This window comes from Lonsdalea britannica, assembly GCF_003515985.1.
In the GTDB taxonomy this organism is placed as follows: domain Bacteria; phylum Pseudomonadota; class Gammaproteobacteria; order Enterobacterales; family Enterobacteriaceae; genus Lonsdalea; species Lonsdalea britannica.
On the sequence record NZ_CP023009.1, the window covers coordinates 3,841,778 to 3,857,532 of the forward strand.

Consider the following 15,755-nt stretch of genomic DNA (forward strand, 5'->3'; position numbering starts at 1 on the left):
CAGGCGGACTTATCGTGATCGTGACTCTAACAGCCTCCCTGCGCCGGTATATCTATAACAGTAACTGGCTCTACAACATTCGTATTTTTTTGGCGCTGGCGGGCGCTGCCGTCGTTCCCTGGTGGCTGGATATTCCGACCACCACGATTCCTCTTACGCTCGGCGTAGTTGCCGCCGCGCTGGCGGATCTGGACGATCGACTGACGGGACGCTTGATGAATTTACTCATCACGCTGGGCTGTTTTTTGATCGCCTCAGTCTCCATCGAACTGCTGTTCCCCTACCCGTGGCTGTTTGGTATTGGACTCGCGCTGTCCACCTGCGGATTTATTCTGCTGGGCGCGCTGGGACAGCGCTATGCCACAATTGCCTTCGGCGCGCTGCTGATCGCCATTTACACCATGCTCGGGATTTCGCTCTACGACAACTGGTATCAGCAGCCCGCTTTACTGCTGGTCGGCGCGTTATGGTACAACCTGCTCACGCTGTTCGGGCACATTCTCTTCCCCATCCGTCCCCTGCAGGATAGTCTGGCGCGCTGCTATCATCAGCTTGCACACTACCTCGATGCCAAATCCAACCTGTTTGATCCCGATACCGAAGACGACAACCAGCCGCTGATTGATGTGGCGATGGCCAACGGGCAACTGGTCGACACGCTCAACCAGGCCAAGTCTTCGCTGCTGACCCGCCTGCGGGGCGATCGCGGTCAGCGCAGTACGCGCAGAACGCTGCACTACTATTTCGTCGCGCAGGATATTCACGAGCGCGCCAGCTCTTCCCATGTTCAGTATGCGCAACTGCGCGAAACGCTGCGCTACAGCGATGCGCTGTTTCGTTTTCAGCGTCTGCTGTCGATGCAATCTCGCGCCTGTGAACAGCTGGCCCAGTCCATCTTGCTGCATCAGAAGTACCAGCACGATCCGCGCATCGAAAAAGCCTTTGCGCATCTGGAGCTGACCCTCGAAAAACTGGCGACGCAGGGAACGGCGGCCCCGCAGTTGAAAGCCATGCGCCACCTGATTAACAATCTGCGCGCCATCGACGCCCAGCTTGCCACCATCGAATCCGAGCAGTCCGTCGAACAAGATGGGCAGAAGGAAAACCGGCTGCTGGCGGATGATAAAATCACCGGCTGGAGCGATATCTGCCTGCGTATCAGCCGCCACCTCACGCCGAAATCGGCGCTATTCCGTCATGCCGTGCGGATGTCCGTACTGCTGTGCGGCGGTTATGCATTTATTCAGGTCACTCATCTGCAACACGGCTATTGGATTCTGCTTACCAGCCTGTTTGTCTGCCAGCCGAACTATAACGCGACGCGCCATCGCCTCACGCTGCGCGTCATCGGCACATTGGCCGGGGTGTTGTTCGGGCTGCCCATCCTCTATTTCGTGCCGTCGATAGAAGGACAAATGACGCTGATCGTGATCAGCGGCGTGCTGTTTTTCGCCTTCCGCACCGTGCAGTACGCCCATGCGACCCTGTTTATTACCCTGCTGGTGCTGCTGTGCTTCAACCTGTTGGGTGAAGGATACGAAGTCACTGTGCCGAGGGTACTCGATACGCTGATCGGCTGTGGCATCGCCTGGGCGGCAGTCAGCTTTATCTGGCCCGACTGGCGTTTTCGCGCTCTTCCGGCGGTCGTCAATAAAACGCTGTATGCCAACTGCCGCTATCTGGATGCGATTATGGAGCAGTACCATCAGGGGAAAAATAACAGCCTGGCGTACCGTATCGCCCGCCGCGATGCTCACAACAGCGATGCCGAGCTGGCGTCGGTGGTTTCTAATATGTCCGTTGAGCCGCATGCGACCAAAGAAAAACGCGAGCATGCTTTTCGCTTGATGTGTCTGAACCACACGTTGCTGAGCTATATCTCCACGCTGGGCGCTCATCGCGAAAAACTGACGTCGTCAGAAACGCTACAGCTGCTGGATGACGCCGTGTGCTACATGGACGACGCTTTGCATCACGACGGCAACGATCGAAGCCAACTCAGTCAGCGCCTGGCGTCGCTGGAGGAACGTATCCACGCTGCCAATCCGGAGTCTGAGAGTAAGGATCAGCTGGTGTTGCAGCAGATTGGTCTCATGATTGAGCTGCTGCCGGAGCTAGAAGCGTTGAAAGACCAGATGGCGGAACTACCGGCCAGCCCAACGCAGGCGTAACTCCTTAAACTTAGAGATCTTGTCTGCATCGCCGTTCAGCCAGAACCCCGTGCGCGCCGCACAACCCCTGCGCGCACGGAAATTCACACTTCGCTAGAATGACCACCCCATCAGTGTTTAGGCCGTTTCCCCTGACTCGCAAGGTGGTGTTTAAACCACTCAATCAGTTCTTGGCGCACATGTTCCGGCAACGCGGCCTGATGAACGCCACGAATGGCGCCCGCCAGCGCCAGCAATACGCTGAGATTGAGATCGTGCCTGACGACGCTCAAACGAAGAAAGGTCTGTATCTCCCCCAGTTCATGCAACTGTTCAATGTTGCGAATCCCGGCTTTCCACAGTTGCCGTTCTAAATAGTGATTAAGGTTGGGTAGGTCTTTCAATCGGATACTTCGCGTCTTGATGGCTTTATCATGCCGGGCCCCTTCCAGCGACAATGACGCCAGTTGCAGGAGTTCCGGTTCGTTGTTCCACAAGGTATTGTCCACCTCGTAGTAGTTCAACGGGACCGGCACGCCGCGGTTGGTGTAAACCATGCTCACCATCTCCCGGGCGCGAAAATGCACTTCATGCTGTCGCGACGCCCGCAGATAAAGTTCACCGTTAGACACCAGCGCGAAGATAATCTTGTCTGCTGCGATGCTGTAGCCGCCAAATTGAGACCGGGAACTAATGGTTCCCAAAGAGGAAAAAACGTACTTAGACTGCCGAATCCTTTTTTCGCATAACTGCTTCATAACATTGTCCTTATCATGTTCACCCTAATTGCTGAATCGCAATATACGTAACGGGAACAAGTAATTAAGCATACGAAAACGGTTGCCTCAAACACAAAATGGCGTTGCTAGACATTCCCTGTAAATTATGCGAGGCGCTTTCAAATTCCGATTGATCTTTATTTATACACGCATTACTGTATGCGCATACAGTAACCCTGCCGGTGGAATTCACTTATGCGCACACAACTCGTCAACGCTCGCCGCTTTTCTCAGTCTTCTTTACGTACGCAGGATGCGCCCGCGGTCGCCCCTCACGGCGGCGGCATCATCAGTGAAATTGTCTACAGCGACGATCAGCCTATTCTCGCGCCCCTGCTGCTGCCGCTGTTGCAGCAATTAGGAATGCAGTCTCGCTGGCTGTTGTGGCTGGCGCCGCAGCAAAAACTTAGCCGCACCTGGCTTCAACAAGCGGGCTTACCGCTCGACAAAATGATTGAACTCCATCATATCGACCCGGCAGGGACGTTAGAGGCAATGGAAAAAGCCTTGAGAACGGGGAATTACAGCGCGGTGTTGTGCTGGTTGCCAACGGAGCTGGAAAATGAAGAAAAAATGCGCCTGCGCGAAGCGGCGGAAAGCGGAAATACCTACGGATTTATCATGCGGCCAGAGCGAAAAGCCATCTACAGACCATTTTCTACGTTAAAGATTCACTCCAGATTGTATCATTAAGTAAATTAAGAGTATTCCTACGGGGGAAATCCGCTAAGTTAAAGATCCCCCGCAGGCATTGAGTTCTTTACTCCCCCCCACCCATCACCTCTCATAAATATTCTGTCCAAACTGACAATTTAATCTATTATTTGTTAGTAAGTATGTGTGAAACGCTAGGTTTTTGTCTGGGGCTTCTAACATCATACTTGTAACTTTTGCATCACGTTGTAGACTTTACCCGCAGGAGTTGCTCTTCATATAACATCAGCTGACTGGTGAGAATAATTAAGAGCAATGTCTCCTTCAAAAGATTTTAACCAAAGGTTTATTAACTCGAAGAGTTAATTACCTGTTTGGATGATAATGAGGCGTAAAATGAAAAAAACAGCTATCGCAGTTGCAGTGGCACTGGCTGGCTTGGCTTCCGTAGCTCAAGCAGCACCGAACGACAATACCTGGTACGCAGGCGCCAAACTGGGCTGGTCTCAGTTCCATGACACTGGCCTGTACGGCAACGGTTACCAAACCACTAACTCCCCGCACGAAAACCAGCTGGGCGCAGGCGCCTTTGGTGGTTACCAGGCTAACCAATACCTGGGCTTCGAACTGGGTTACGACTGGCTGGGCCGCATGAAGTACACCGGTGAAAACCGTGGTAACTTCAAAGCACAAGGCGTTCAGCTGGCTGCCAAACTGAGCTACCCGATCGTTGACGATCTGGACGTTTACACTCGTCTGGGTGGTTTCTTCTGGCGTGCTGACAGCCACGACGACGTGACTGGTCGCGGCGGCAACGACACCGGTATTTCTCCGATGGCTGCAGTAGGTCTGGAATACGCAGTAACCAAAAACTGGGCTACTCGTTTGGACTACCAGTGGGTTAACAACATCGGCGACGCAGGCACCGTTGGTGGTCGTCCTGATAACGGCATGCTGAGCGTTGGCGTTTCTTACCGTTTCGGTCAGGAAACTCCGGCTCCGGTCGTAGCACCGACTCCGGCTCCGGCTCCGGTTGTTCAGACCAAACGCTTCACTCTGAAATCTGACGTTCTGTTCACTTTCAACAAAGCAGAACTGCGTCCTGAAGGCCAGAGCTCTCTGGACCAGCTGTACACTCAGCTGAGCACCATGGATCCTAAAGACGGTTCCGTTGTTGTCCTGGGCTTCACTGACCGTCTGGGTTCAGAACAGTATAACGAAGGCCTGTCCACTCGCCGTGCTCAGAGCGTCGTTGACTACCTGGTTGCCAAAGGCATCCCGTCTGACAAAATCTCTGCCCGTGGTCTTGGTGAGTCCAACCCGGTTACCGGTTCTACCTGTGACAGCGTGAAAGGCCGTAAAGCCCTGATCGACTGCCTGGCCCCGGATCGCCGCGTAGAAATCGAAGTGAAAGGCATCAAAGACGTTGTGACTCAGCCGCAGGCTTAATCGCACTCGCTTTTCACGGAAAATAATGACGTAGTGCTTCACTGCGTCATATTCCAAGAATGATTAATGGCCCCTGATTTTCAGGGGCCATTTTTTTATTTTCATCGCTTGGTTAAATCTAAATCGTCGACTCGACATACCGCCTGGATCTTTTCTCTTTTTATTGATACGTCCCACACCAAACTATTCTCTTCGCCCGAAATTCATTCGTATGATTTTTAATAATTCCGTCTCGTTAAAATAAAAGAACTCATTTATCTTCCATTGCGTTTTCATTTCCTAAAGACCCAGTCCTTTCCCTGCTAATTTTTAACGCCGCAAAGAATAGGCACACTTTTATCGTGACAATCAATAATATGAAAACTAAATAAACGCGTAAGTATGAGGAAGGGAACCGGTACAAAAAATAAAAAGGATGCCTGTGACAAAACCATCGACCTTGTCGTCACAGAGCGTGAAGGGAAAAAATAAGTGAGTGGTAATAACGACATACGCAATCTTTCGTTTTAGCGTTCGTCATCTTCCCCACAATTGGGATCAAATATGAATGCGCCGCCAAAATGGACGGCTACGCGCGCCCTGTCTAAAACAAGTACGCGCGCTTATGTTTAACTCATCAATATTGGCTTGCGCTATTCAATGCATCAATATCGTCCGCCGTCAGTGACAACCGAGTGGCCGCAGCCAGTTCGGCGACCTGTTCCACCGACGTAGCGCTGGCAATAGGTGAAGTGACGCTCGGGCGCGCGATCAACCAAGCCAGCGCGACCTGGCTTGACGACACGCCATGCGCTTTCGCGACTTTATCCAACGCCTCAACAATGCGCACGCCCCGTTCATTCAGATAGCGTTCCACCACGCCCTTGCCGCGTAAACTTTTGGACGCATCTTCCGGGTGACGATATTTGCCGGACAAAAATCCGCTGGCCAGAGAATAATAGCTGATGACGCCCAGCCCATGCTCTTTGGCTAAGGCTTCCAGACCCGATTCATAATGCTGCCTGTCGTACAGATTGTATTCAGGCTGCAACGTTTCATAACGAGCCAACTGGTGGTCTTTACTGATTTGCAGCGCCTGAGCCAACCGGTCAGCCTCATAATTCGAAGCGCCGATAGCACGAACCTTACCCTCGCGGATTAACGCATCGAACGTCGACAGTGTATCCTCCAACGGCGTCGATTTATCATCGGTGTGGGCCTGATAGAGATCGATATAATCTGTTTTCAGACGACGAAGTGAATCCTCTACAGCGCGGCGAATATAGGCGGGAGCGAGTCCCTTGCCGCCATCTCCCATCTCCATACCGACTTTGGTCGCGATAATGACGTTGTCGCGTTGGCCGCTTTTCTTCAGCCAGTTGCCGATAATCGTTTCCGATTCACCGCCCTGGTTGCCGTCTGCCCATACGGAGTACACATCCGCCGTATCAATAAAATTAAGTCCCTGATCGACCAATGCGTCCAACAGGTTAAACGAGGTCGGCTCATCAATAGTCCAGCCGAAGACGTTACCGCCAAAAGTGATCACAGGAACGTGGATCCCGGAACGTCCCAGTTCTCGGGAAGGGGTTGAAGCAGTCATAGGCAATCTCCTTTTTGTGTAAACTCGCCTTGAGACGACCGCAGAAACGCGGCCACACTCGTACAATATGGAAGCAATGCCGCGCAGATCCTCACCGCATCGGCACCGATAAAAGTTAATGCTATGGGAGCAATGCTTTAGTTTAGGTTATTTTCCAATATATAATCCGCCCCTTGTATCCCTACTGTCATTATTGGCACTCAGGTTGCCGACATAGTGTACAAAACTTGGCCTGTATCATATCTGGAGCAAACATGTCCCATCTCGTGCAATTCGTCCTCGCGTTAATCGTTATCGCCGGACTCGCGCTTTTGATCTGCCGCGATCGAAAAAGCATCCGTATCCGCTACATTATCCAGCTGTTAGTCATTGAAATCGTGCTGGCGTACTTCTTCCTCTACTCTTCCGTAGGGTTGGGTTTCGTCACCGGATTTGCGGGACTCTTCGACAAGTTGCTCGGTTTTGCCGCCGAAGGCACCAACTTCGTCTTTGGCAACATGAATGCTCAAGGTCTGGCCTTTTTCTTCCTCAAAGTACTCTGCCCCATCGTCTTCATCTCCGCACTGATTGGTATCCTGCAATACATCAAAGTTCTGCCTTTTATCATCCGCGTAATCGGTACCTTGCTGTCAAAAGTGAACGGGATGGGCAAACTGGAATCTTTCAACGCGGTGAGCTCGCTGATTTTGGGACAGTCGGAAAACTTCATCGCCTATAAAGATATTCTGGGCAAGATGTCGGAGAAGCGGATGTACACGATGGCGGCGACGGCAATGTCCACCGTGTCCATGTCTATCGTCGGCGCTTACATGACCATGCTGGACCCCAAATTCGTCGTGGCCGCGCTGGTGCTCAACATGTTCAGTACGTTCATCGTCCTGTCCCTGATCAATCCCTACAGCGTTGATGAAGAGCCGGAACTGCAACTCAGCAACCTGCACGAGAATCAGAGCTTCTTCGAAATGCTGGGAGATTACATCCTCACCGGTTTCAAAGTGGCCGTCATCGTATCCGCCATGCTGATTGGTTTTATCGCGCTGATCGCCGCCGTTAACGCCCTGTTCAGCGCCCTCTTTGGCCTTAGCTTCCAGGAAATTCTCGGCTACTTCTTCTATCCGTTCGCCTGGATCATGGGTATCCCAGCGAATGAAGCCCTGCAAGTCGGCGGCATTATGGCGACCAAACTGGTGTCTAACGAATTCGTTGCCATGATGGAATTGCAGAAAGTTTCCGCCCAGCTGTCTCCACGCAGCGTGGGGATTCTGTCGGTATTCCTGGTTTCCTTCGCCAACTTCTCTTCCATCGGCATTGTGGCTGGGGCGATTAAAGGCCTAAACGAAGCACAGGGCAACACCGTCTCTCGCTTCGGTCTGAAGCTGGTTTACGGTTCCACGCTGGTGAGCCTGCTGTCTGCGGCCATCGCCGGACTGGTGCTCTAAGCCTTTTCTGCTCTTCCCTCGGTTAACACTACCCGGCCATCCAACAATGACCGGGTATTTTTTTATCCGCACGAAGATCGCTTCCCTATTGTCATCATTTATGTTTCTTATTTACTCTCTATAGTTATACGCCGTTCACCCTATAGCTTAAGCACCTTAATTCTTTGCTAACCCCCGGTTTGGGGCATTGGAGATCTCGTTTCATCACTATGAATACCAAACGTCTCTTCCGCTTGCTGTCTTTGATCGCCGTTATCGCCGTCGTGGTTATTGCGTGGCGATATTTCCACTCCACGACTACCCCGCCCGCAGGCTCAACGGCGAAAACCGCGTCCAGCGGCGGCAGAGGCGAAGGTCGTCGTTCCATGACCACGCCGCCGGTGCAAGTCGCGCGCTCGTTCACCGCCTCGGTGCCTTACTACCTGACCGGACTCGGCACCGTCACGTCGGCAAATACCGTCACCGTGCGTAGCCGGGTCAGCGGACAACTGATGGCGCTGCACTTCGAAGAAGGCCAGCAGGTCGCCGCCGGCGCATTGCTGGCGGAAATCGACCCACGGCCGTTTGTGGTTGAAGTCACGCAGGCGAAAGGACAGTTAGCCAAGGACAAGGCGCTGCTCGCCAACGCGCGTCAGGATCTGGCGCGTTACCAAGGGCTGGTAAAAACCAATTTGGTGTCGCGTCAGGAGCTGGACACCCAGTCCTCGCTGGTGAAACAGTACGAAGCCACCGTTGAGTCCGATCAGGGCGCACTGGACAGCGCGCAGCTCCAGCTGGATTACAGCAAGATCACCGCGCCCGCCAGCGGACGCGTCGGGCTACGGCAGGTGGATATCGGCAACTACATCACCAGCACCGATAACCTGCTGGTGCTGACGCAAACGCACCCAATCGACGCCGTTTTCTCGCTGCCGGAAGACAGTATCGCCACGATTCTTAAAGCTCAGAAATCCGGTCAGCCCGTCGTCGTCGAAGCCTGGGACCGCGCCAACCAGCAGATGCTGTCCCAGGGCCAACTGCTCAGCATGGATAACCAGATCGACACCACCACCGGCACCATCAAGCTGAAAGCGCGTTTTGAAAACAGTGACGACCTCCTGTTTCCCAATCAGTTTGTGAATATTCGGATGAAGGTGGATACGTTGCAAAACGCGGTCATCGCGCCCGCCGCCGCCGTGCAAATGGGCAACGAGGGCCACTTCGTCTGGCTGCTGAATGACAAAAATCAGGCGAGCAAGCATCTGATTTCCATTGGTATCCAGTACGGGCAGAACGTGGTCGTCAACAGCGGTCTGAATGCAGGCGAACAGGTCGTGACGGACGGCATCGACCGTCTGACGGAAGGTATGAAGGTCGACGTGATCCCTTCCGCCTCCACCGAGCAAACGCCCACGACCGCCGGTAAAGATCGCCAGGCGAAAAAAGCGGAGACGCCCTGATGCAGGACAGCACGCCGATTCAGGGCGGCGGACCGTCCAGACTGTTCATTCTGCGCCCGGTCGCCACCACGTTGTTGATGGTGGCGATTCTGCTGGCCGGGATCATCGGCTACCGCGCGCTGCCCGTCTCCGCGCTGCCGGAGGTCGACTACCCGACGATTCAGGTCGTCACGCTCTATCCCGGCGCCAGCCCGGACGTCATGACGTCGGCGGTGACCGCGCCGCTGGAACGCCAGTTCGGCGGCATTTCCGGACTGAAGCAGATGTCGAGCCAAAGCGCCGGCGGCGCCTCGGTGATCACGCTACAGTTCCAGCTCAACCTGGCGCTCGACGTCGCGGAACAGGATGTGCAGGCAGCCATTAACGCCGCCACCAACCTGCTGCCCAGCGATCTGCCTAACCCGCCGGTTTACAGTAAGGTCAACCCCGCCGATCCGCCGATTATGACTCTGGCCGTGACCTCCACCGCGATGCCGATGACGCAGGTGCAGGATCTGGTGGAAACCCGCATCGCCCAGAAAATTTCTCAGGTCTCCGGCGTCGGGCTGGTCTCGCTCGCAGGCGGGCAGCGCCCCTCCGTTCGAGTGCGGCTGAATCCGACGGCGCTGGCCGCCTATGGGCTGAGCAGCGAAAACGTGCGCACCGCCATCACCGCCGCCAACGTCAACGCGCCGAAAGGCAGCTTCGATGGGCCGGCCCGCTCGGTCACGCTGTCCGCCAACGATCAGATGCGTTCGATTGACGACTATCGTCAGCTCATCATCACCTGGAGCAACAGCGCGCCGGTCAGGCTGCGCGACGTCGCCACCGTTGAACAAGCGCCGGAAAACACCTATCTGGCCGCGTGGGCGAACCGCCAGCAGGCCATCATCATCAACGTGCAGCGCCAGCCGGGCGCCAACGTAATTGCGACGGCGGATAACATCCGCAGTCTGCTGCCGTCTCTGCAAGCCAGCCTGCCCAAGTCGGTTGAAATGTCGCTGCTGACGGACCGCACCACCACCATCCGCGCTTCCGTCGATGACGTGCAGTTTGAGCTGATTCTGGCGATTGCGCTGGTCATCATGGTGATCTACCTGTTCCTGCGCAACGCGGTCGCCACGCTAATCCCCAGTATCGTGGTGCCGCTGTCGCTGATCGGCACCTTCGCCGCCATGTATTTCCTCGGCTTCTCCATCAACAACCTCACGCTGATGGCGCTGACCATCGCCACCGGTTTCGTGGTGGACGATGCCATCGTGGTGATCGAGAACATCGCCCGCTATATCGAACGTGGAGAGAAGCCGCTGAACGCAGCGCTAAAGGGCGCAGGCGAAATCGGCTTTACCATTATCTCGCTAACGTTCTCGCTGATCGCCGTGCTGATCCCGCTGCTGTTTATGGGGGACATCATCGGCAGATTATTCCGCGAATTTGCGATGACGCTGGCGATCTCCATTTTGATCTCCGCCGTGGTGTCGCTCACTCTGACGCCAATGATGTGCGCCCGCATGCTCAGCCACAAAGGTTTGACGCGACAAAACCGTTTCACTCGCGCCAGCGAACGCTTCTTTGACCGGGTGATCGCCGCCTACGGCCGCGGGCTGACCCGAGTGCTGCAACATCCCTGGCTGACGCTGTGCGTGGCGTTGAGTACGCTGGTACTCACCGTCTTACTGTATCTGGTGATCCCGAAAGGCTTTTTCCCGCAGCAGGATAACGGGATTATTCAGGGCACCGTGCATGCCTCTCAGACCGTGTCCTTCACCACGATGGCGCAAAAACAGCAGCAGGTCGCCTCCATCATCATGAAAGATCCGGACGTCCAAAGCGTCTCGTCGCTGATTGGCGTGGATGGCACCAACCCATCGCTGAACAGCGGACGGCTGCAAATCAACCTCAAACCGCAGGAAGAGCGCAGCGACAGCATGACCGACGTCATCACGCGCTTACAGCAGCAAACGGCGCAGCTGCCGGGCATCACGCTGTATCTGCAGCCGGTGCAGGATCTGACCATCGATACCCAAATCAGCAAAACGCAGTACCAGCTGACCGTCCAGACGCTGTCGCTGGATACGCTCAGCACCTGGGTGCCCAAGCTGGTGGAACAGCTCTCCGCCCTGCCCGAATTGCAGGACGTCAGCAGCGACTGGCAGGACGAGGCGGCCGTCGCTTACGTGAAGGTGAACCGAGACAGCGCCACCCGGCTCGGCATTTCGATGTCAGATATCGATAACGCGCTCTACAACGCCTTCGGCCAGCGGCTGATTTCGACCATCTACACCCAGTCGAACCAGTACCGCGTCGTGCTTGAACAAGACACCCGTCAGCGTGACGGATTGGCCGCCCTCGATGACATCCGGCTCATCAATAGCGAGGGCGGCGTCGTCCCCCTCGGCAGTATCGCCACGGTGGAACAGCGACAGGGACCACTGGCGATCAACCACGTCGACCGCTTCCCGGCGGCGACAGTCTCCTTTAATCTGGCGCCGGGCTATGCGCTGGGCGATGCGGTCAAGGCCATCGAGAAAGCGCAGCAGAACATGGAGTTGCCATCGGAAATCACGACCCGTTTCCAGGGCAGCACACTCGCCTTCCAGTCCGCCCTGACCAGCACCGTCTGGCTGGTCGTCGCCGCGGTGATCGCGATGTATATCGTGCTCGGCGTGCTGTACGAAAGCTTCATTCATCCGGTGACCATTCTCTCCACGTTGCCGACCGCGGGCGTGGGCGCGCTGCTGGCGTTGCTGGTCGCCGGGAGCGATCTGGATATCATCGCCATCATCGGGATCATTCTGCTGATCGGGATCGTGAAGAAGAATGCGATCATGATGATCGACTTCGCGCTGGCCGCCGAACGGCAGCAGGGCATGTCACCGTATGACGCGATTTATCAGGCCTGTCTCCTGCGTTTCCGTCCCATCCTGATGACCACCATGGCCGCGCTGCTCAGCGCCCTGCCGCTGATGCTGAGCACCGGCGTCGGTGCCGAACTGCGGCGTCCGCTGGGCATCTGTATGGTCGGTGGGCTGGTGATGAGCCAGGTGCTGACGCTGTTCACCACGCCGGTGATTTACCTGCTGTTCGACCGCTTGTCTCTCCGTCTTCGCCGCAAACCGGCTGAAACGCAGGGGGAAGCCTGATGAAGCTGTTCGCGCTGTTTATTCATCGTCCCGTCGCAACCACGCTGCTGGCGCTGGCGATTGCGCTGTGCGGCGTGCTCGGCTTCCGGCTGCTGCCGGTTTCGCCGCTGCCGCAGGTGGACTTCCCGGTGATTTCCGTGTCCGCCTCGCTATCGGGCGCGTCGCCGGAAACCATGGCGTCCTCGGTGGCGACGCCGCTGGAGCGGGCGCTCGGCCGCATCGCGGGCATCACCGAAATGACCTCCATGAGTTCGCTCGGCAGTACCCGCATCATTCTGCAGTTCGAGCTGGATCGTGATATCAACGGCGCGGCCCGCGATGTGCAAGCCGCCATCAACGCCGCCCAAAGTCTGCTGCCTTCCGGGATGGCCAGCCGCCCCACCTACCGCAAGGTGAATCCGTCCGACGCGCCGATCATGATTATGACGCTGACCTCGGACACCTACTCCCCCAGTCAGCTGTACGATATCGCCACCAATCAGGTGTATCCGCGTATTTCACAGCTGGAGGGCGTGGGCGATGTGACGATTGGCGGCAGTTCGCTACCGGCGGTGAGGGTCTCGCTCAACCCGCTGGCGCTGTTCAATCAAGGCGTATCGCTGGATGAAGTTCGCGAGGCGATAGATAACGCCAACGTGCGCCAGCCGGTCGGCAGCGTAAACGACACGACGACGCACTGGCAGATAGAAACCAACGACGAGCTGAAAACGGCGAAGGTCTACCGCCCCCTCATCGTTCACTACAACAACGGCGCGCCGGTGCGGCTCAGCGATGTCGCCACGGTAGAAGATTCCGTGCAGGACACGCTCAACGCGGGGATGACCAACGGCGAACCGGCCGTACTGGTGATCATTCGCCGCGCGCCCGAAGCCAACATCATCTCCACCGTCGACAGCATCCGCGCCGCGCTGCCGGAACTAAGCGCCACGCTGCCCGCCTCCGTACATTTGAACGTCGCGCAGGACCGCTCCCCCACCATCCGCGCATCGCTGGCGGAGGTAGAACGGGCGCTGGTGATCGCCGTCGCGCTGGTGATTCTGGTGGTGTACCTGTTTCTGCGTTCCGGACGCGCCACGCTGATCCCGGCGGCGGCAGTGCCTATTTCGCTGATCGGCACATTCGCCGCCATGTATCTGTGCGGTTTTAGCCTGAACAATCTGTCGTTGATGGCGCTGACGATTGCCACCGGCTTCGTGGTGGACGACGCGATCGTGGTGCTGGAAAACACCGCCCGCCACATCGAAGCGGGCATCAAACCGATGCAGGCGGCCATCCAGGGCGTACGCGAAGTCGGCTTTACCGTCGTCTCCATGAGCGTGTCGCTAATCGCCGTATTCATTCCGCTCCTGCTGATGGACGGGCTATCGGGGCGACTGTTTCGTGAATTCGCCGTCACGCTGTGCGTGGCAATAATGATTTCGCTGGTGGTTTCGCTCACTCTGACGCCGATGATGTGCGCGCGCCTGCTGCGTCCGCATGCGCCCCGCAGCCAACCGCGCCGCCGGGGATTCAACCGCGTATTGCTGGCGTTACAGGAACGCTATGCGCTATCGCTGAACTGGGTGCTGGCGCGAGCGCGCTGGGTGGTGCTGGTCCTGTTCGGCACCATTGGCCTCAGCGTGTGGCTCTATGTCGACATGCCGAAAACGCTGTTCCCGGAGCAGGATACCGGGCGGATTATGGGCTTCGTGCAGGGCGACCAAAGCATTTCGTTCCAGGCGATGAAGATCAAAATGCAGGATCTGATGAAAACCGTCAGCAGCGATCCCGCCGTGGATAACGTGACCGGCTTTACCGGCGGTAACCGCACCAACAGCGGCTCGATGTTTATCAGCCTGAAACCCCTGGCGGAGCGCGGCGCCAGCTCGCAGCAGATTATTGCCAGACTGAGGTCCAAACTGGCTAAGGAGCCGGGCGCCAGCCTGTTCCTGATGGCGGTGCAGGATGTGCGAATGGGCGGCCGCGAGGCCAACGCCAGCTATCAATACACCTTGTTGTCGGACGATTTGAGCGCGCTGCGCCAGTGGGAACCGAAAATCCGCACGGCGCTGGCCGAACTGCCGGAGCTGGCGGACGTCAGCTCCGATCAGCAGGACAAGGGCGCCGAACTGGCGCTGACCTACGACCGCGATACGCTGGCTCAGCTCGGCATCAGCGTGTCGGATATCAACGCCCTGCTCAACAATGCCTTCGGGCAGCGGCAGATCTCCACCATCTACCAGCCGTTAAACCAGTACAAGGTGGTGATGGTGGTCGATCCGCTCTATGCGCAGGACGCCAGCGCACTAAACAAAATGTTCGTCATCAATAGCGACGGTAAAGCGATTCCCCTGTCCTATTTCGCCCGCTGGCTGCCCGCCAACGCGCCGCTGTCGGTCAACCATCAGGGTCTGTCCGCCGCGGCGACGATCTCCTTCAACCTGCCGCCGAACGCCAGCCTGTCCGATGCCACCTTCGCCATTGAGCGAACCATGACCGCGCTGGGCGTGCCTTCCAACGTGCGCGGCCAGTTCGCTGGCACCGCGTTGGCGTTCCAACAGTCGCAGTCGTCGCAGGTGGCGCTGATCATCGCCGCCATCGTCACGGTGTATATCGTGCTGGGGATGCTGTATGAAAGCTACGTACACCCGCTGACCATCATCTCTACCCTGCCGTCGGCGGGGGTGGGCGCGCTGCTGGCGTTGAAGCTGTTTGATAAACCTTTCAGCCTGGTTGCGCTCATCGGCATCATGCTGCTGATCGGCATCGTGAAAAAGAACGCCATCATGATGGTGGACTTCGCGCTGGTGGCGCAACGGACTCAGAACCTCAGCGCGCGCGAAGCGATCTTTCAGGCCTGTCAGCTTCGCTTCCGCCCGATTTTGATGACCACGCTGGCCGCCTTGCTGGGGGCGCTGCCGCTGGTATTAAGCAGCGGCGACGGCGCGGAGCTGCGCCAGCCGCTGGGAATTACCATCGTCGGCGGGCTGGTCATGAGTCAGCTACTCACGCTCTATACCACGCCGGTGGTTTATCTGTTCTTTGACCGGCTGTCCCAGCGACGCTCGCGCCGTACGGTAACGCTGCCGGATTCGCCCTGACGGGCGTTCAAAGAAACTGTCCGACTCGGTGAAAATTTTACGATAGCCACACAAACTGAGA

9 protein-coding genes are annotated in these 15,755 nt (G+C 56.6%); 7 read left to right on the top strand and 2 right to left on the bottom strand.

Features of this window, described 5'->3' with window-relative positions:
* Positions 1 to 20: 20 nt before the first annotated feature.
* Entirely contained in the window at positions 21 to 2,171 is a 2,151-nt protein-coding gene (gene yccS / locus CKQ53_RS17580; protein ID WP_409359737.1) for a YccS family putative transporter, read from the top strand.
* Positions 2,172 to 2,281: 110 nt separating this feature from the next.
* Here the strand turns inward: yccS and CKQ53_RS17585 are convergent, their stop codons facing one another.
* Positions 2,282 to 2,908 carry a TfoX/Sxy family DNA transformation protein gene (locus tag CKQ53_RS17585; RefSeq protein ID WP_094117349.1) on the bottom strand — a complete coding sequence of 209 codons (627 nt, stop codon included), beginning with the start codon at positions 2,906 to 2,908 and terminating at the stop codon, positions 2,282 to 2,284.
* A gap of 216 nt (positions 2,909 to 3,124) precedes the next feature.
* Between CKQ53_RS17585 and sulA the strand changes: the two genes are divergently transcribed.
* Both sulA and ompA read left to right on the top strand, forming a co-directional pair.
* Positions 3,125 to 3,622, top strand: coding sequence for an SOS-induced cell division inhibitor SulA (gene sulA / locus CKQ53_RS17590; RefSeq protein WP_094117348.1), 498 nt, complete (start codon positions 3,125 to 3,127; stop codon positions 3,620 to 3,622).
* 357 nt (positions 3,623 to 3,979) lie between these two features.
* Entirely contained in the window at positions 3,980 to 5,032 is a 1,053-nt protein-coding gene (gene ompA / locus CKQ53_RS17595; RefSeq protein ID WP_085652560.1) for a porin OmpA, read from the top strand.
* 616 nt (positions 5,033 to 5,648) lie between these two features.
* Here ompA and CKQ53_RS17600 read toward each other — a convergent pair.
* Complete coding sequence (locus tag CKQ53_RS17600; protein ID WP_118895245.1) at positions 5,649 to 6,614, bottom strand: aldo/keto reductase; 966 nt, start codon at positions 6,612 to 6,614, stop codon at positions 5,649 to 5,651.
* A 254-nt stretch (positions 6,615 to 6,868) separates the two neighbouring features.
* On the opposite strand from CKQ53_RS17600, the gene CKQ53_RS17605 reads away from it, so the two are divergent.
* From CKQ53_RS17605 to mdtC, 4 genes are all read left to right on the top strand, one after another.
* Entirely contained in the window at positions 6,869 to 8,053 is a 1,185-nt protein-coding gene (locus CKQ53_RS17605; protein ID WP_094117347.1) for a NupC/NupG family nucleoside CNT transporter, read from the top strand.
* Positions 8,054 to 8,262: 209 nt separating this feature from the next.
* On the top strand, positions 8,263 to 9,492 hold the full coding sequence (locus CKQ53_RS17610) for an MdtA/MuxA family multidrug efflux RND transporter periplasmic adaptor subunit (protein ID WP_118895247.1): 1,230 nt from the start codon (positions 8,263 to 8,265) through the stop codon (positions 9,490 to 9,492).
* Positions 9,492 to 12,614, top strand: a complete 3,123-nt coding sequence (locus tag CKQ53_RS17615; protein WP_118895249.1) for an MdtB/MuxB family multidrug efflux RND transporter permease subunit — start codon at positions 9,492 to 9,494, stop codon at positions 12,612 to 12,614. Before CKQ53_RS17610 ends, CKQ53_RS17615 begins: the two co-directional genes overlap by 1 nt.
* Positions 12,614 to 15,694 carry a multidrug efflux RND transporter permease subunit MdtC gene (gene mdtC, locus CKQ53_RS17620; RefSeq protein WP_085652565.1) on the top strand — a complete coding sequence of 1,027 codons (3,081 nt, stop codon included), beginning with the start codon at positions 12,614 to 12,616 and terminating at the stop codon, positions 15,692 to 15,694. Before CKQ53_RS17615 ends, mdtC begins: the two co-directional genes overlap by 1 nt.
* The last annotated feature ends 61 nt before the right edge of the window (positions 15,695 to 15,755 follow it).

Coding starts and splice junctions, on each gene's coding strand:
- CKQ53_RS17585 (WP_094117349.1), bottom strand. CDS start 2,908: ATGAAGCAGTTATGCGAAAAAAGGATTCGGCAGTCTAAGTACGTTTTT.
- sulA (WP_094117348.1), top strand. CDS start 3,125: ATGCGCACACAACTCGTCAACGCTCGCCGCTTTTCTCAGTCTTCTTTA.
- ompA (WP_085652560.1), top strand. CDS start 3,980: ATGAAAAAAACAGCTATCGCAGTTGCAGTGGCACTGGCTGGCTTGGCT.
- CKQ53_RS17600 (WP_118895245.1), bottom strand. CDS start 6,614: ATGACTGCTTCAACCCCTTCCCGAGAACTGGGACGTTCCGGGATCCAC.
- CKQ53_RS17605 (WP_094117347.1), top strand. CDS start 6,869: ATGTCCCATCTCGTGCAATTCGTCCTCGCGTTAATCGTTATCGCCGGA.
- CKQ53_RS17610 (WP_118895247.1), top strand. CDS start 8,263: ATGAATACCAAACGTCTCTTCCGCTTGCTGTCTTTGATCGCCGTTATC.
- CKQ53_RS17615 (WP_118895249.1), top strand. CDS start 9,492: ATGCAGGACAGCACGCCGATTCAGGGCGGCGGACCGTCCAGACTGTTC.
- mdtC (WP_085652565.1), top strand. CDS start 12,614: ATGAAGCTGTTCGCGCTGTTTATTCATCGTCCCGTCGCAACCACGCTG.